The sequence below is a fragment of the Janthinobacterium sp. ROICE36 genome, assembly GCF_002869965.1.
Classification (GTDB): Bacteria; Pseudomonadota; Gammaproteobacteria; order Burkholderiales; family Burkholderiaceae_D; genus Janthinobacterium.
On the sequence record NZ_PEBS01000097.1, the window covers coordinates 1 to 16,442 of the forward strand.

A 16,442-nucleotide genomic window follows, 5' to 3' on the forward strand; every position below is an offset into this window, starting at 1 on the left:
AGTTATGCCTGATGACCATAGCAAGTTGGTCCCACCCCTTCCCATCCCGAACAGGACCGTGAAACAACTTTGCGCCGATGATAGTGCTGCAACCAGTGTGAAAGTAGGTTATCGTCAGGCTTGTTATTCGTAGTAGAAGAAAACCCCACCGGACTCCGGTGGGGTTTTTTTTCGTCTGACGCTTTGTTTGGGACGGCTGTAAGCGGCGTAAGCGGCCAGCCGCCCCACCGGTACAGCGTGTTCAGCGTTGGGTAGAGTCCGGGAATGGCAACAGCGAGTCGATCTGGCTGTTGGGGCACGTCGGGAGACGTTCCAATACGCTGGCCAGCCAGCCAGCGCGCCGGGTCAAGGCCGTTGAGTTTGGCGGTGGCGAACAGGCTCTGGATAGCGGCAGCGCGGCGGCCGGCCCGTTCCGAGCCCGTGAACAGCCAGTTCTTCTTGCCGATGGCAATCGGGCGGATGGCGTTCTCGACCGGGTTGCCGCCGCCTGACGTGCGCGGTGACACAGATAGGTGTTGCAGCTGTTCCAAATTGATACACGGGCGGTCGGATGTGGGGCATGTACGCATGGCATGGCATTTGCTCTTCTAGGATATTCACTAAAAACCAAGGAGACCAGCATGACCTATTCGATTCGCACCCTGCTCGGCGTGGCGGCCGCGGGCGCCGTTGCCCTCACTTCCCTGCTGACATTGCCGCATGCCTATGCGCACGGCAATGTCACGCCGCAAAGCGTCGATACCACGGGCTTGCCCAAGGTGGGCGACAAATGGCTCGAGCAAAACCCGTATCGGGGCAACAAGTTGGCCTTGACGGTGGGCACTTCCGCCTACAACCAGAATTGTGCACGCTGCCACGGCATCGAGGCCATCTCGGGCGGCATCGCGCCTGACTTGCGCCAGCTCGACCGCGATTGCTTCGGTATCAAGAATGAGACAAAGAAACAGGCTTGCTACAAGGAAACGGACAATTATTTCCTGGCGGCCATCCGTCACGGTAAAGTACGCAATGGCGCCGTGTACATGCCGCCGTTCGAAGGCGTCTTCAACCAGGAAGCCATGTGGGCCATCAAGACCTATCTGGAAACCCGCCGCGAGCCTAACTGAGTCGATTGATCACCAAGGAGTCCCATGCGTTCATTCCAACTCCCGGGCACGCGCGCGATGATCTCGCTCGCCTGCATGGCGCTGTGCGCAGCCGCGCCAGCGCGCGCCGACTGGCAAAAAGTGCAGCAGTCGGGCAGCCTGAAAGTGGCTGTCTACAACGACTTTGCGCCATTTTCCGACAAGGGCACGGGTATCGATATCGATATTGCCGAAGCGCTGGCCAAAAAGCTGGGTTTAAAACTGAGCTTGCTACCCTTTCCCTCCGGCGAAAACCTGAACGACGATTTGCGTAATATGGTGTGGAAGGGCCATTACCTCGGCTATGGTCCTGCCGACGTGATGCTGCATGTGCCGATCGACAAGAAGTTGATGGCGGATAACGACAAGGTGGAAATATTTGCCCCGTATTACGTGGAAACCGTGCGCCTGGCGCGCAGCGCGCAAGCTGTGCCGCAATTCGATGGAGTTGCTTCGCTGGCCGGCAAGCGTATCGGCGTGGAAAAGGTGTCGATCGCAGCCATGCTGATGCTGGGTGAAGACAATGGCAAGTACCGCGACGACGTGCGTATCTTCGACACGGCGGCCGAAGCCTTGCAGCAATTGCAGGCGGGCAAGCTCGACGCCGTGCTGGCCAACCGCTCGGAAATCGAGTCGGTGCTGAAAAGCGATCCTGCTTTCCCCTTGAGCGCAGTGGCGTTCCCCCGTTTGCCACCTGCCGGCTGGGCCGTGGGCCTGGCCGTCAGCCGCCAGCAACTTGACGTGGCCAAGTTGCTGCAGGCAGCCATGAACGAGATGGCCGCCAGCGGCGAATTGAAAGCCATTTTTGAGAAATATGGCGTGCAGGAAGCACGGCCGTAAAGTAGCTTGCTCTAGTTTAAAAGCCCGCGCATCGGAAGAGGCGCGGGTTTTTTGTCATGGGAACGCCTGAAAAATGTTCAGGGCAATGCAACGCGGCCATGGATTTTTTCTCAGGTGTTCTTAAAAGGAGTACTGGGCGCTAACGCCTAGCAACCAATTGCGTCCCGGCGCCGCTTCATAGTAGCGCTTGTTGCTGTCGCCGACGATGACGGAACCCACGTAGGTCTTGTCGAAAAGATTGTTCAGGCGGGCAAATTCCTTGAAGCGCCAGTTGCCCGCGCTTTGCTTGGCGTTAACCCTGGCATTGAACACCGTGTAGCCTGGCGCCGGTTTTTCGCTGTTGCTGTCTTCCGTGTACACCTGGCTGCTGGCCACGCTTTCCAGCGCCGCGCCGAAACGGTCGAGCGTGTCCTTCCAGGCCAGTTCCGCGAACAGGTTGGCGCTGGGCACGCCCGGCAAACGGCTGCCTTCGCGCACGCTGCCAAATGCCTGGTCATACACCGCGTGCAGGCTGGTCAGTGCTATTTTTGACATGAAGCCAAATGGCAGGCTGGAGTCGAGCGATACTTCCACCCCCTGGCGCAGGGTCTTGCCCCCATTGCGGTAGCTGGTGCGTCCGCCGCTGGAACTGTCGACCACCAGTTCGTCATTCGTCTTGATCTGGAACAAGGCCGCGTTCACATGCGTGTTGTTGCTGATCCTGGCCTTGACGCCCGCTTCCAGGTTGCTGCTGGTGGCCGGTTTCAGCTGGTAATTGAAGCCGCCACCCGTGCCCGAATAAAACAGTTCGTTCAGGGTGGGCGCTTCGAAGCCGCGCGCGGCGCTGGCGTACACATTGACGTTCGGCATCAGTTTATACAGCAGACCCAGCACGGGCGTCGTGTGGCTGAACTCCAGGCTGCCGCTGTCGTTGCCATTGCTGAGGTAGTGGTCGTCGACCGCCACTTTCATCTTGCTGTAGCGCACACCTGCACTGAGCAGCCATGGGCCGCTTTGCCATTCCATCTGAAGATAAGGATCGAGGCTGGAGACGACATCCTGCTCGTCGCGGCGCAGCTTGCCCTTCACGCCAAACGTGTTACCGATGTAATTTTCATAACCGGTGCGGTCATCGCTGGAGCGGCCGTAATCGATGCCGATGGTGGTGCTCAGCCTGCCGCTGGCCAACTGGCTCACGTGCAGCCAGTTACTGTCGATGCCGTAGAACTGGCGCTGGAAGTCGACCACGCCGCCCGAATGGCTGGCTGGTGCCTGGAAACCCTTCGTGAAGGCCTGGTACTGGATCACGTCGCGGTTGCCGCCGTAGGCTGTCACGTGCAGGCGGTCATCGCCGAACGATTGTTCATACGTGGCGCCGATTTGCTGGTGATCGATGCTCTTGCGCGTGTTGTAGCGTTCGGCCAGGGTGCGCTTCGGATTTTGCATATCGCTCGCGTCGATTTCGCCGGCGCGCGGATCGCGGGCAAACGTGGGCCAGGTGGCGCCCAGCGGATCTTGCGTATTGCCCTGGTGCAAGCTGTTGGCGACGATGGTCAGCTTGCTGTCCGCATTGGGTTTGACGGTGATCTTGCCGAACGCCTGTTCGCGCGTGGCGGCGCTGTGGTCGCGGAAGCCATTCGTGCGAAAGCGCGAACCGTCGAGCACGTAGCCGATGCCGCCTGCCTGGCCTTGTGCCGTCAGGTCCACCTTGCTGGTGCCGTAGCTGCCGCCCGTCACGTTCAATTCGACGGACGGGGGATTTTCCCCATCCCTGGAAAACAGCTGGATCACGCCGCCCGAATGGTTGCCGTAGATGGCAGAAAATGGCCCGCGCAGCACTTCGATGCGCTCGGCGGTATCGAGATTGAAGGTGGCGGCCTGGCCCTGGCCATCGGGCATGCTGGCGGGAATGCCATCGCTGATCAGCTTGACGCCGCGCACGCCGAAGGCCGAGCGGGCGCCGAAGCCGCGTGACGAGATTTGCAAGTCTTGCGCGTAGTTCTGGCGGTTTTGTACGACCAGGCCGGGCACGGTGGCCAGCGCTTCCGACGCGTTGACGCGGATTTGGCCATCCTGGATGCGGGTGCTGTCGACCACGTCGATGGACGCCGGCACTTCCTGGCTGGGGTGGGCGATGCGGCTGCCGCTGACGACCACCGTGTCCATGAATTGCCCGGCGGCCAGGTCAGCGGTCTCGGCGGCGAAAACGTGCGGAGCCAGGGTGGCGCTGCCAGCGACAAACAGGCTGGCAATGGTGTTCAGGCGGAAACGATGCTGCATGCGGATTCTCCAATGTGAATAAAAGCCTGCTTGAGCGCGTGAGCGGCGCAGGTCTGCATAGTCTTATCAAGCAATATGCCTGCCATGTCTCCATTGGTGGGCTGAAATTATACGCGTGTCAGTGGCACGGCGTTTGCATGCAGCAAAGTGCAGAGGCGCCGATACCGCGCGCTTTCCCCTCGTTTTGCCATTGAAAAGGTGATTATGCCCAACTTCTTCTCGCGCTTGCGCCTGGTTTGCTGGCTGCTGCCTGCGCTTGCCAGCAGCGCCATCCAGGCCGCTCCGTTTGCCTATGTGCCCAATGAAAAATCAGGCACCCTGAGCGTGATCGACACGGCGACCGACCAGGTGGTGCGTCAGATCGCCGCCGGCAAGCGTCCGCGCGGCATCGCCGCCGACCCCGCCGGACGCCAATTGTTTGTCACGGATGCGGCCAGCAGCGCCTTGCTGCTGATCGATAACGCTGCAGGCACGCCCGTGCGCATGGTGGCGTTGGGCAAGTCGCCCGAAGGCGTCAGCGCTTCCCATGACGGTCGTTACGTGGCCGTGGCCGTCGAAGAAAACAATAGTGTGGCCTTGCTCGATGGCCAGACGGGGACATTGCTCGCCGACATCAAGATGCAAGGACGCAACCCGGAACATGCCGTGTTCAGCCCCGATGGGCACTGGCTGCTGGTCAGTGCGGAAGAGGCCGAGCAAGTCGATGTCATTGACGTGGCGCAACGCCGCCACGTGGCTTCCATTGCCGTGGGCCTGCGGCCGCGCGGCATCGGTTTCAGTCCGGACTCCAGCCGCGCCTACGTGGCGTGCGAACTGGTCAATGCCGTATATGTGATCGACATGGCCGCGCGCGAAACGATTGCCACTATTCCAGCGGGCAAGAATGCCAACGGCATCGCCGTCCATCCCAGCGGCAAGCAGGTGTATGTCTCGAATGGCACGGACGGCACGGTGATGCTGATCGACACGATCAGCAACCAGGTCACGGCCACCATTGCCGTCGGCAAGCGCCCGTGGAACATGGCCATCACGCCCGATGGCAGCAAGCTGTACGTGGCCAATGGCCGCTCGAACAGCGTTTCCGTCATCGATACGGCCAGCGCGCGCAAGGTGGCCGATATTGCGGTGGGCGAATTGCCATGGGGCGTGGTGATTCGCTAGGCAAGCTGGAACAGGTGTTCCAGTCTGGAACACCTGTTCCATTGTGCAGCGACGAACGCGCGGCGCGGGGAAAGGCGGGCGCTGGCCCGAATGGGAACAGGATGCGCCGACTTTGTTCAAAACGCACGCACAGTCTCCTGGGCTGCACGACCGGCGTGCGGCGGCGATCAAGCGCATCGATATGGCCGCTATGCCCTTGTAACAAGGGTAAAACCCGCTAAGTTGGTAGTGGGGCGGCGAGCTGGCACGGCATTTGCGGAAGACCCCATGTACTCACCCCATCTGTACCAGGACGTTTGATCTTAATCATAGCAATTTCATTTACAGCAATTCCATTCTCATAACCCGATAGAGGACGACATGAATCTCGCAGACATCAGCAAACTGGGCGTAGCCAATCCCTTCAAACAACGCTATGACAATTACATCGGTGGCAAATTCCTTGCACCAGTAAAAGGTGAATACTTTCCCAACATCACACCGATCACCGGCTTGCCGTTTTGCGAAATCGCCCGTTCCACGGCGGAAGACGTCGAACTGGCGCTGGACGCCGCGCATGCCGCCAAGGATGCCTGGGGCAAGACTTCACCTGCCGAGCGCGCCAATATCCTGAACCGCATCGCCGACCGCATCGAACAAAACCTGAGCCTGATCGCCACGGCGGAAACCATCGATAACGGCAAGCCGATCCGTGAAACGATGAATGCCGACATTCCGCTGGCCATCGACCATTTCCGTTACTTCGCCGGCTGCATCCGCGCGCAGGAAGGTTCCGTCGCGCAAATCGATGCGGAAACCTATGCCTATCACTACCATGAGCCGCTGGGCGTCGTGGGCCAGATCATCCCGTGGAATTTTCCGATTCTGATGGCCGTGTGGAAACTGGCACCGGCCCTGGCCGCCGGCAATTGCGTCGTCTTGAAACCTGCCGAGCAAACGCCCGCCTCCATCATGGTGTTGATCGAGCTGATCGGCGACTTGCTGCCACCGGGCGTGTTGAACATCATCAACGGTTTCGGCCTGGAAGCGGGCAAGCCGCTGGCGTCGAGCAAGCGCATCGCCAAGATCGCCTTTACGGGTGAAACGGGTACGGGCCGTTTGATCATGGGTTACGCGGCGCAAAACCTGATCCCCGTCACCCTGGAGCTGGGCGGCAAGTCGCCGAACATCTTCTTTGAAGACGTGATGTATGCCGATGATGATTATTTCGATAAGTGCCTGGAAGGCTTCACCATGTTTGCGCTGAATCAAGGCGAGGTGTGCACCTGCCCATCGCGGGTGCTGATCCAGGAATCGATCTACGAAAAATTCATCGAACGGGCCTTGACGCGCGTGGCCGCCATCAAGCAGGGCAACCCGCTCGATGCGAGCACCATGATCGGCGCCCAGGCTTCGCAGGAACAGCTGGAAAAAATCCTGTCTTACCTCGACATCGGCCGGCAGGAAGGCGCCGAAGTGCTGGCTGGCGGCGAGCGCCATACGCAGGCGGGCGACCTGGAGGGCGGTTACTACGTGCGTCCGACCGTATTCAAGGGCAACAACAAGATGCGCATCTTCCAGGAAGAGATTTTCGGGCCCGTCGTGTCCGTGACCACCTTCAAGGATGAGGCCGAAGCGCTGGCGATTGCCAACGATACCTTGTATGGCCTGGGCGCCGGCTTGTGGACGCGTGACGGTTCGCGCGCCTTCCGCATGGGTCGCGCCATCCAGGCGGGCCGCGTGTGGACCAATTGCTACCACCTGTATCCAGCCCACGCCGCATTCGGCGGCTACAAGCAATCGGGTATCGGCCGCGAAAACCACAAGATGATGCTCGATCACTACCAGCAAACGAAGAACTTGCTGGTGAGCTATAGCCCGAAAGCGCTGGGCTTCTTCTAAACCGGCACAGGCGCCGCACCTGTTGCGCAGGTGCGGTGCGCAGAAAGGATGCCATGAGTGCAGCAATTGCCCGGGTGGTCGCCACCGTAGCGGCGCTGGAAATGATGGACAAGTTGCGTCAGCGTCACGGCCCGCTGATGTTTTTCCAGTCGGGCGGCTGCTGCGATGGCAGTGCGCCCATGTGTTACGCGCTGGGCGAGTTCGATGTCAGCGATACCGATATCTATCTCGGCAATTTGAATGGCACACCGTTTTACATGGGAATCGAGCAATTCGAGTACTGGGAACATACCCAGTTGATTATCGATGTAGTCGACGGCAATGGCGGCATGTTTTCACTCGACAACGGCACGGGCAAGCGCTTTTTGACGCGTTCGCGCCTGTTCACCGATGAAGAGTGCGCGTTGTTGCATGCCCAGCCGCATGAGCACCGCAAGACCTGATACACACATACTAAGAAAACAGAGGGAGATGATTGTGCAGAAAAAAATCATGGGGGTAGTCGTCGGTTTGAGCCTGGTATCGCTGGCTTCGTTCGTTCACGCAGCGGACGCGGGCAATGTTACCAGCGCCATGCTCGACAACACGGCAAAGAATCCGGCCAGCGTCCTGTCGTTTGGCATGGGTACGCAGGGCCAGCGCTATTCGCCGTTGACGCAGATCAATGACAAGACCGTGGCCAAGCTGGTGCCGGCCTGGTCGTTCTCGTTTGGCGGCGAAAAGCAGCGCGGCCAGGAATCGCAGCCGCTGATTCATAACGGCAAGATGTTCGTCACGGCATCATATTCGCGCATCTTTGCCGTTGATTTGAAAACGGGCGCCAAGCTGTGGAAGTATGAGCATCGCTTGCCGGACGGCATCATGCCGTGCTGCGACGTGGTCAACCGCGGTGCCGCCCTGTACGGCAACCTGGTGATTTTCGGCACGCTCGACGCCTACCTGGTGGCGCTGGACCAGAACACGGGCAAGCTCGTCTGGAAGGAAAAGGTCGACGATTATGCGGCCGGTTACTCGATGACGGCCGCGCCGCTGATTGCCGAAGGCTTGCTGCTAACGGGCGTATCCGGTGGCGAATTCGGCATCGTGGGCCGGGTCGAGGCGCGCAACCCAATGACGGGCGAGCTGGTGTGGAGCCGTCCCACCGTGGAAGGCCATATGGGCCACCGCTACGACAAGGATGGCAAGGCCATCGACAACGGCATCTCGGGAACGGTAAACAAGACCTGGCCGGGCGACCTGTGGAAAACGGGCGGCGCCTCGACCTGGATGGGCGGCACCTACGATCCGCAAACCAAGCTGGCCTACTTTGGCACGGGCAACCTGGCACCGTGGAACAGCCATTTGCGTCCCGGCGACAACCTGTATTCGTCGTCCACCGTGGCGCTCGACGTGAAAACGGGGCAGATCAAGTGGGCATATCAGAATACGCCCAACGATTCCTGGGATTTCGACGGCGCCAACGAGTTCGTCACCTTCGACATGGATGGCAAGCGCTACGGCGGCAAGGCCGACCGCAACGGTTTCTTCTATGTCATCGATGCAAACAACGGCAAGCTGCAGAACGCCTTTCCGTTTGTGAAAAAAATCACCTGGGCCAGCAGTATCGACCTGAAGACGGGACGGCCGAACTATATCGCAGCCGGCCGCCCTGGCGACCCGACCAAGGGAGAAGAGGGCAAGAAAGGCACGACCGTGTTTGCCGCGCCCGCTTTCCTCGGTGCCAAAAACCAGATGCCGATGGCGTACTCGCCACAAACCAAGCTGTTCTATGTACCCGCCAACGAATGGGGCATGGACATCTGGAACGAACCGATCAGCTACAAGAAGGGTGGCGCTTTCCTCGGTGCCGGTTTCACCATCAAGCCTTTGTTTGACGATTACATTGGCGCCATGCGCGCCATCGATCCGAAGACGGGCAAGATCGTCTGGGAAATCAAGAACAACGCGCCGCTGTGGGGTGGCGTGATGAGTACGGCCGGCAATCTGGTGTTCTACGGTACGCCGGAAGGCTTCCTGAAAGCCGTCGATGCGAAGACGGGCAAGGAGCTGTGGAAATTCCAGACGGGCTCCGGCGTCGTGGCGCCACCCGTCACCTGGCAGGATGGCGATAAGCAATATGTGGCCGTCGTATCCGGCTGGGGTGGCGCGGTGCCGCTGTGGGGTGGCGAAGTGGCCAAGAAGGTCAACTTTCTGGAACAGGGCGGTTCCGTGTGGGTCTTCAAGCTGGCATCGAAGTAAGGGGGTGAAACGCCCGGGCCACTCGGATGGGTGTCTCCCTGTCCGCCGGGCGCTTTCTTTTTTCTGACGGCCCGGGCCGTCAGTTTTTTGTTTACCTGTATCTCCGCTACGCTTACTTGCGGTCAAAAAATGAACACCGTGCGTGGCAATTGATCCGCTGCTGCACAGGATAAATACGCTTTTTCTCTGTCTCCCTCTGAGCCGTGCTGGGCACGCTTATTGCCAAAGCTTGAGGTACATCAATCACTGGTGTGCACACTAAAAACAGAGAAGAAAGAGGAGACGCAATGAACACATTGAGCAAGCTGTGGAGCCTGGGTATCATGACAATCGCAGCGATGGGGCAGGCACAAGCCGTCGATATCAAGGCGGGCGACTGGACGGTATCGGTGGGCGGCATCGTCAACGCCTACTACACGCAAGTATCGTGTTCGGGCGATGCGGTGGGCGGGCTGGCGCTGGGCGGCCAGGCGCTCGGTTGCGGCGGCGAGAAGGACCGCACCACCATCGGCAACGGCTTGCTGCCGAATGGCTTGATCACATCGGCAAGTTCGCGGCTGGGCGAATACGACGTGAAAGCCTTGATCGGCATCTACAACTCGACGGCCACCGACAGCGCCATCAGCCAGAACAGCGTGGTCGATGTGCGCCAGGCCTTCTTCACGTTCGGCAACGCGGAAATGGGTACCTTCAAGCTGGGCCGCGACTACGGTATCTTCGGCGCGAATGCGATCCTGTCCGACATGACCTTATTGGGCTCGGGCGCACCGGTGCAGGCGACACAGCGGGGCAGGGTGACCCTGGGTCATATCGGCGCCGGCTACACCTATCTGGGCAACTATGGCCAGATCATGTACAGCTCGCCGAAGTCCAGCGGCTTTGGTGCCGATGTGGCGCTGGTCAGCCCCGTCTCCGATACGCCCATCGTGGCAGGTTCGACCTATTCTTCAAAGTCGAGTCCGCAAGTGCAGGCGCAACTGACGTATGCGCAGGAAGGCTTGAAAGCCTGGCTGGGCGTGAAGTCGCAAAAATTCACTTCGAAAACGCCAGGTGTGGATGACTTGACCATGCGCGGCGTGGAAGTAGGGGGGGCATACCAGATGGGTCCGGCTGGCGTATTGCTGAACTTCCAGGGCGGCAAAGGGCTGGGCATCTTGTCCGATGCGGACCAGGGCGATACCAAGTCGAAGAACTGGCTGCTGCAAGGCACGTATAAAACGATGGACAAGCTGAAGCTGGGCTTGTCCTACGGCATCAGCAAGAACGACGACAACACGGCCGGCACGGGCGGCTTGAAGTCAAACGCCAACCTGACCCTCGGTGCGTATTACTCGCTCAACAGCGCGATCACCCTGGTGGGCGAGCTGGGCCAGACGCGCTCGGAAGGCTTTGCCGGTGACGAAGCGAAGATGAATGGCGTGTCGCTGGGCGGCATTATTTTCTTCTAACTCATCAACGCGGCGCCTTGTGACAGGGCGTCGCACGGAGCGTGGTGCATGCGGATAATGCGATTGTTCATCGGATGCTGGCTATTCCTGTTCATTCTGGGACAGGCGTGGGCGGGCGTGCTGACCAAGGCCGAGCTGGTGCGGCGTTTTCCTGCGCCCATCGTCGTGGGCGACAAGGAGGCCGATTTGCCCGTCTGGCCCTTGTTCCGGCAAAACGCCACGGTCACCGAACTGGTCGGCTACGTTTTTGAATCGGTGGACCTGGCGCCCATTCCCGGTTTTTCCGGCGTGCCCGTCAACTTATTGATCGCCATCAATCCGCAGGGCGATTTTCTGGACGTGTCCGTTCTGTCGCAGCACGAACCCGTGTTTCTCGATGGCCTGGGCGAAGCGCCCCTGTTTCAGTTCGTTAAACAGTATCAGGGCTTGTCGCTGAAACAGAATATCGCTATCGATGCCAGGAAGAAACGCGCGCCAGACGCCACCCACGCCGATATCGACGGCGTGTCGAAGGCTACCGCCTCCGTGCGTATCATTAACCAGAGCGTGCTGGCATCAGCCTTGAAAGTGTCGCGCAAAAAACTTGGCTTCGCGCAAGGCCGCGACCCCGACCAGATCGCCCACATCCGCATGGAGGTGTTCGAAAAACTCAGCGCGGCGCAGATGCTCAAACAAGGCTTGATCCAGCATGTACGTCTGAGCAACAAGGACGTGGAAACCCTGTTTGCCGGCAGTGCCGGCGCGGGACTCGATGCGCAGGCCACACGGGAACCGGACGGCGTGTTCATTGACCTGTACCTGGCGTATGTGTCCGTACCCACGGTGGGACGCAATCTGTTGACGGAACGCAGCTGGAACACATTGCGCAACCGGCTTGACGAGGGCGACCACGCCATCCTCGTCATGTCGCGCGGGCGCTACAGTGTGCTGGGTGACGATTTCGTGCGCGGCACCGTGCCGGACAAGCTGTTGCTGAAGCAGGATGGCTTGCCCATCGACATGCGCGACCTGGACCTGGAACTGCGCTTGTCGGAGGGCGCAGCGTTGCCGACGGAAAATATCGCCGTCTTCCGCATCATCAGCCAGGCGGGGCTCGATGCGGCCAGCCCGCTGGCATTTTCTCTCCCCATCACGCGTAACAAGGGCATTGTGTATCCGGAACGCATCGCCCGCAACGTGGACTTCAACTATCGCCTGCCTGCCGATTTTTATAGCGCGCCGCAAGGCGACGATGCCACGTGGCGCGGCACGTGGAAGAACCGCAAGGCTGAGTTGCTGCTATTGATCGCCGGGCTGGCGCTGCTGGCCGGCGCTTTGGCCTGGCAGAAACGCCTGGTGCGCGATGCTCGGCAATTTACCCGGTTTCGCAAGCTATTCCTGTTGTTTACTATCGCTTTCATCGGCTACTACGCGCAGGGGCAGTTGTCGATTGTCAATATCACGGGCGTCATCCAGGCTCTGCTGGCGGGGCGCAGCCTGGGTTTTTTCCTGTTCGACCCGATGACGGTGATCCTGTGGGCTTTTGTGCTGCTCAGTCTGTTTATCTGGGGACGGGGCACGTTTTGCGGCTGGCTGTGTCCGTTTGGCGCCCTGCAGGAATTGACGGGCAAGCTGGGTCAGTGGCTGCGTTTGCCGCAGTGGAAGATCAAGGCGCGCCACGCCGGGCGCTTGAAATGGATCAAATACGGCGTGCTGGCGGCCATCCTTGGCAGCAGCATGTTTTCCAGCCAGATCACGGACAAGCTGGTCGAACTGGAGCCGTTCAAGACGGCCATCACCCTGAACTTCGTGCGCGCCTGGCCCTTCGTCGCGTATGCCGTGGGCTTGCTGCTGCTCAGCAGTGTTTCCTACAAATTCTTTTGCCGCTACCTGTGCCCGTTTGGTGCGGCGCTGGCGCTGCTGGGACGCTTTCGCCTGTTCAACTGGATTCCCCGTCGCAAGGAGTGCGGCACGCCCTGCCAGACCTGCCGCCACCGTTGCGAGTATCACGCCATCGCGCCCAGCGGGAAAGTCGATTACGGCGAGTGTTTCCAGTGCATGGATTGCGTGGTGATTTACGCCAGCGATAAAAAATGTGCCCCCTTGATGCTGGAAATCAAGCGTGCCCGCAGCACACCCATAGTCCTGGCTACGGCAGAGGAGAGCAACAATGCAGCGTAGAACCTTTATTTCCGCAGCGATCGGTAGCGTGGCCGGCATGGCGGGCTTGTCATTGCCTGGCAGCATGGCGCGCGGCACGGCCGTGGCGTCCGGCGTGCGGCCTTATCAAGGCGCCGCGTTGGCATTTGGCACGACGATCGCCGTCACGGTATTGCACCACGATCAGCACCAGGCCGAACTGGCGATTGAAGACGCCTTGCATGCGGCCAGCAATATCGACCGGCTGTTGAGTATTTACAGTCCGGCCAGCCAAATCTTCCAGCTGAATCGTGATGGCCGCCTGGCCCGGCCGCACGCCCATTTGCTGGCCGTGCTGTCGCAGGCGCAAGCCTTGTCGCAATGGAGCGATGGCGCGTTTGACATCACCGTGCAACCGTTATGGCAGCTGTTTCGCGCGGCGGCAGACCAGGCAAGCTTGCCGACGGAGACATTGCGTCGTGCCGCGCAAGCGCGGGTAGGCTGGCGGCAACTGGCGTGGGACAGGCACGAAGTGCGTTTTCTTCAGCCTGGCATGGCACTGACCTTGAATGGCCTCGCACAAGGCTACGCGGCAGACATGGCGCTGGCGGCCGTGCAGGCACGCGGCATACGGCATGCGCTGCTCGACACGGGCGAGTTCATTGCGTGCGGACAGCGTTCCGTGCGTCGTCCCTGGATCTTGGGCATCCAGGACCCGCGCGACGGGGAAATCCTGGCGGTCACTCTGAAAGTGGAGGGGCGCAGCGTGGCCACGTCGGGCGACTACGCATGCACGTTCACGCCCGACTTCGTGCATCAGCACATCTTCGACCCATCGAAGGGCGATTCGCCGGGCGAACTGGCCAGCGTGACCGTGCTGGCACCCACGGGCTTGCTGGCCGATGGCTTGTCGACGACCTTCATGGTGACGGGGGCCGCGCGTGCGCATGCGATGGCCGCGCACATGCGGGGCGTTGACCTGATGACCATCGACAAGTCGGGGCGGCGCAAGATGTCGCCTGGCTTTGCCCGTCTACTTTAGGCTATTTCAGGTGCGGCACCTTGCGATAGATCGTGTTGCGCGATACGCCCAGGGCCCGTGCGGTGGCCGAGACGTTGCCGCCATGCGCGTCCAGCGATTTGAGGATCGCGCTTTGTTCCATCTCTTCCAGATTGGCGCCGGCGGCGATCATGCGGTCCGTGCTGGCGCTCGCGGCATGGGCTTGCGTCATCTCAATATCGTCGAGGAAATCATCAGGCATGTGGCGCAAACAGATTTCATGTTCGTCGCCTGCCATGACGATGGCCGTACGCAACAAATTGGTCAACTGACGGAAATTACCCGGCCACTTATGCTGGTGAAACAGGCGCAGGATATCTGGCGCCACCGTGTAGCGCGTGTCGGGCGCTTCCGTCGCGAGGATTTTTTTCACGACCGTGTCCAGGTCGGTGCGCTCGCGCAGCGGCGGCAGTTTGACCACCAGGCCATTCAGCCGGTAATACAAGTCTTCGCGAAACAAACCCTTGGCCATGCGTTCGCGCAAATTGTGATTCGTGGCGCAAATGAGTTCCACATTGACGGTGATCGATTTGCTGCTGCCCAGCGGTGTGACCATGCGTTCCTGCAGCACGCGCAACAGGCGCGCCTGCAAGCCAAAGGGCATGTCGCCGATTTCATCGAGGAACAGGGTGCCGCCATTGGCTTGCAGGATCTTGCCGATGGCCCCCTTCTTGCGTGCGCCCGTGAACGCCCCGTCTTCATAGCCGAACAGTTCAGACTCGATCAGGGTTTCCGGGATCGAGGCGCAATTGACGGCGATAAACGGCCCCATGGCGCGCGGCGAGTCGTTGTGGATGGCTTGTGCCAGCAATTCCTTGCCGGTCCCCGTTTCGCCCATGACAAGAATCGGAATGTCACGCCCTAATACCTTGTTGACCTTTTCGATCACCAGTTCCAGTTGTGGATCGCCCGTGCGAAGGTAGCGCAGACCGGACAGGCGGCGTGCCGCATTGGCCGCATGGCTGGCTGGCGCGGGAACCTGGGCCGGCACGGTGTTGATATCGCTATGATCGGTGCTGGCAGTAAAGCCATGTTGGAACACGCCATTGGACAAGCGCAACTGCGCGCGCCCATACACGCGCACGCCGCTGTGCATGCACAGGTTCAGCAAACCGGGTGAAGCCGTTCGGTAATGCTCGTACAGGGCAGACACGGGCAAGCCGAACAGTGAACTGAAGGTATGGGATTGCAGCGCGGCGAATGACAGGCCCAACTGGAACAAACCGTTTTTATTGGCGGACAAAAACCGTCCGCCCGGCGTGAATGAGGCGATGCCTTCCATCAAGGTGCCGATGAACTCGGGACGCGCGTGGAAGTGCACGGTGATGGCGTCCTCGAAAGTGGCGGAAAACAGCTGATTCTCGATCATCAGCGCCGACATGCGCACTAGGGCCATCGTATGTTTGTGAAAGCTGCGCTGATCGCTGGACACGTCCAGCACGCCGATGACCTTACCCCTGTGGTCTGTGATCGGTGCCGCAGAGCATGTCAGGAAATGATTGGCGGCCAGGTAATGCTGGTCCGCATGGACCAAAGTCGGTACTTTTTCCGTGATGGCCATGCCGATGGCATTCGTGCCGCGGCTTTGTTCCGACCATGCCACGCCCGGCTGCAGCGCCACGCGGTTGGCTTTCTCCAGGAAGTCATCGTCACCCAACGAATGCACGATCACACCGTTGGCATCCGTCAAGATCACCATATTGTGCGTATTGACGATTTGCTGGTACAGGGTTTCCATGGCGGGCAGCGCGTGCGTGTGCAGCATGCGATTTTGCTCGATCAACAATGACAGATCAGATTTGCCGGCCGGCGTAAAGTCGGGCGTGGCGGTGGGCGACAGGCCAAAGGCGACTGAGCGCTGATGGGACGTTTCGATGATGACGGGGACGTTGTCCTGTCCTGACGGCGTGGCGTTCCCATCCGCTATGGACGAAAACGGTGCGCTACGATAAGTAGCTGACGGTTGATACATGATCTCGTTGCCTCCGTTGGGCCCTGTACTGCGGCGCTCTTTTGAATATCGAGAGTGTTCCATAATGTAGCACCTGTCACAGATGGGAGCAAAGCAAAGCGAACCGGGCTATCCCCAGTGTTGCTGCCAAGCCCAGAGTTGCTTCCCTCTGTGGACAATGCATAGGCCTGTATAAGCAAGTGCGGTGCCAGGGCTGTTTCACGGGGCTCAAAAATAGCCCTTGCAGGGCGTGCGTGGCAGGGCTATAATTCGCCCCCTCGCTGAACGATGCATGCAAATGCTGAATGAGGCGGGTAAAAAAGAAGGTTGACGAAATGCTGAAAAAGCTTCATACTCTTCCT

General features: G+C 59.9%; 11 protein-coding genes, 1 rRNA gene and 1 pseudogene. 10 read left to right on the forward strand and 3 right to left on the reverse strand.

What is annotated here, in order from left to right:
- Positions 1 to 7: 7 nt before the first annotated feature.
- Positions 8 to 120 (forward strand): 5S ribosomal RNA (gene rrf, locus CSZ94_RS24880).
- A gap of 121 nt (positions 121 to 241) precedes the next feature.
- Here rrf and CSZ94_RS24885 read toward each other — a convergent pair.
- A pseudogene (locus tag CSZ94_RS24885) lies at positions 242 to 479 on the reverse strand (transposase domain-containing protein); the annotation flags it as partial.
- A gap of 141 nt (positions 480 to 620) precedes the next feature.
- Between CSZ94_RS24885 and pedF the strand changes: the two are divergent.
- Positions 621 to 1,106 (forward strand): cytochrome c-550 PedF, encoded by a 486-nt coding sequence (gene pedF, locus CSZ94_RS24890; protein ID WP_102123979.1) that lies wholly within the window; start codon positions 621 to 623, stop codon positions 1,104 to 1,106.
- A gap of 24 nt (positions 1,107 to 1,130) precedes the next feature.
- Positions 1,131 to 1,964, forward strand: coding sequence for a substrate-binding periplasmic protein (locus CSZ94_RS24895; protein ID WP_258001186.1), 834 nt, complete (start codon positions 1,131 to 1,133; stop codon positions 1,962 to 1,964).
- 120 nt (positions 1,965 to 2,084) lie between these two features.
- Here the strand turns inward: CSZ94_RS24895 and CSZ94_RS24900 are convergent, their stop codons facing one another.
- Positions 2,085 to 4,223 (reverse strand): TonB-dependent receptor family protein, encoded by a 2,139-nt coding sequence (locus CSZ94_RS24900; RefSeq protein WP_102123980.1) that lies wholly within the window; start codon positions 4,221 to 4,223, stop codon positions 2,085 to 2,087.
- A 204-nt stretch (positions 4,224 to 4,427) separates the two neighbouring features.
- Between CSZ94_RS24900 and CSZ94_RS24905 the strand changes: the two genes are divergently transcribed.
- The 7 genes from CSZ94_RS24905 (at position 4,428) to CSZ94_RS24935 (ending at position 14,111) form a co-directional block, all read left to right on the forward strand.
- Positions 4,428 to 5,384, forward strand: coding sequence for a beta-propeller fold lactonase family protein (locus CSZ94_RS24905; RefSeq protein ID WP_102123981.1), 957 nt, complete (start codon positions 4,428 to 4,430; stop codon positions 5,382 to 5,384).
- A 360-nt stretch (positions 5,385 to 5,744) separates the two neighbouring features.
- On the forward strand, positions 5,745 to 7,265 hold the full coding sequence (gene adh / locus CSZ94_RS24910) for an aldehyde dehydrogenase (protein ID WP_102123982.1): 1,521 nt from the start codon (positions 5,745 to 5,747) through the stop codon (positions 7,263 to 7,265).
- A 53-nt stretch (positions 7,266 to 7,318) separates the two neighbouring features.
- Positions 7,319 to 7,708, forward strand: a complete 390-nt coding sequence (locus CSZ94_RS24915; protein ID WP_102123983.1) for a DUF779 domain-containing protein — start codon at positions 7,319 to 7,321, stop codon at positions 7,706 to 7,708.
- A gap of 49 nt (positions 7,709 to 7,757) precedes the next feature.
- The gene (locus tag CSZ94_RS24920) at positions 7,758 to 9,503 is read left to right on the forward strand and encodes a methanol/ethanol family PQQ-dependent dehydrogenase (RefSeq protein WP_102123987.1); all 1,746 of its coding nucleotides are present in this window, start codon (positions 7,758 to 7,760) and stop codon (positions 9,501 to 9,503) included.
- 287 nt (positions 9,504 to 9,790) lie between these two features.
- A complete protein-coding gene (locus CSZ94_RS24925) occupies positions 9,791 to 10,951 on the forward strand; it encodes a porin (RefSeq protein ID WP_258001187.1) in 1,161 nt (386 codons plus the stop codon).
- Positions 10,952 to 11,008: 57 nt separating this feature from the next.
- Entirely contained in the window at positions 11,009 to 13,111 is a 2,103-nt protein-coding gene (locus CSZ94_RS24930) for a 4Fe-4S binding protein (RefSeq protein ID WP_258001188.1), read from the forward strand.
- Complete coding sequence (locus CSZ94_RS24935; RefSeq protein WP_102123985.1) at positions 13,101 to 14,111, forward strand: FAD:protein FMN transferase; 1,011 nt, start codon at positions 13,101 to 13,103, stop codon at positions 14,109 to 14,111. Before CSZ94_RS24930 ends, CSZ94_RS24935 begins: the two co-directional genes overlap by 11 nt.
- A 1-nt stretch (position 14,112) precedes the next feature.
- Here CSZ94_RS24935 and CSZ94_RS24940 read toward each other — a convergent pair whose 3' ends face one another.
- A complete protein-coding gene (locus CSZ94_RS24940; RefSeq protein WP_258001189.1) occupies positions 14,113 to 16,101 on the reverse strand; it encodes a sigma-54-dependent Fis family transcriptional regulator in 1,989 nt (662 codons plus the stop codon).
- Positions 16,102 to 16,442: the final 341 nt, after the last annotated feature.

Excerpts from the sequence above, each read along its gene's own strand:
- pedF (WP_102123979.1), top strand. The coding sequence starts at position 621 with ATGACCTATTCGATTCGCACCCTGCTCGGCGTGGCGGCCGCGGGCGCC.
- CSZ94_RS24895 (WP_258001186.1), top strand. The coding sequence starts at position 1,131 with ATGCGTTCATTCCAACTCCCGGGCACGCGCGCGATGATCTCGCTCGCC.
- CSZ94_RS24900 (WP_102123980.1), bottom strand. The coding sequence starts at position 4,223 with ATGCAGCATCGTTTCCGCCTGAACACCATTGCCAGCCTGTTTGTCGCT.
- CSZ94_RS24905 (WP_102123981.1), top strand. The coding sequence starts at position 4,428 with ATGCCCAACTTCTTCTCGCGCTTGCGCCTGGTTTGCTGGCTGCTGCCT.
- adh (WP_102123982.1), top strand. The coding sequence starts at position 5,745 with ATGAATCTCGCAGACATCAGCAAACTGGGCGTAGCCAATCCCTTCAAA.
- CSZ94_RS24915 (WP_102123983.1), top strand. The coding sequence starts at position 7,319 with ATGAGTGCAGCAATTGCCCGGGTGGTCGCCACCGTAGCGGCGCTGGAA.
- CSZ94_RS24920 (WP_102123987.1), top strand. The coding sequence starts at position 7,758 with ATGGGGGTAGTCGTCGGTTTGAGCCTGGTATCGCTGGCTTCGTTCGTT.
- CSZ94_RS24925 (WP_258001187.1), top strand. The coding sequence starts at position 9,791 with ATGAACACATTGAGCAAGCTGTGGAGCCTGGGTATCATGACAATCGCA.
- CSZ94_RS24930 (WP_258001188.1), top strand. The coding sequence starts at position 11,009 with ATGCGATTGTTCATCGGATGCTGGCTATTCCTGTTCATTCTGGGACAG.
- CSZ94_RS24935 (WP_102123985.1), top strand. The coding sequence starts at position 13,101 with ATGCAGCGTAGAACCTTTATTTCCGCAGCGATCGGTAGCGTGGCCGGC.
- CSZ94_RS24940 (WP_258001189.1), bottom strand. The coding sequence starts at position 16,101 with ATGTATCAACCGTCAGCTACTTATCGTAGCGCACCGTTTTCGTCCATA.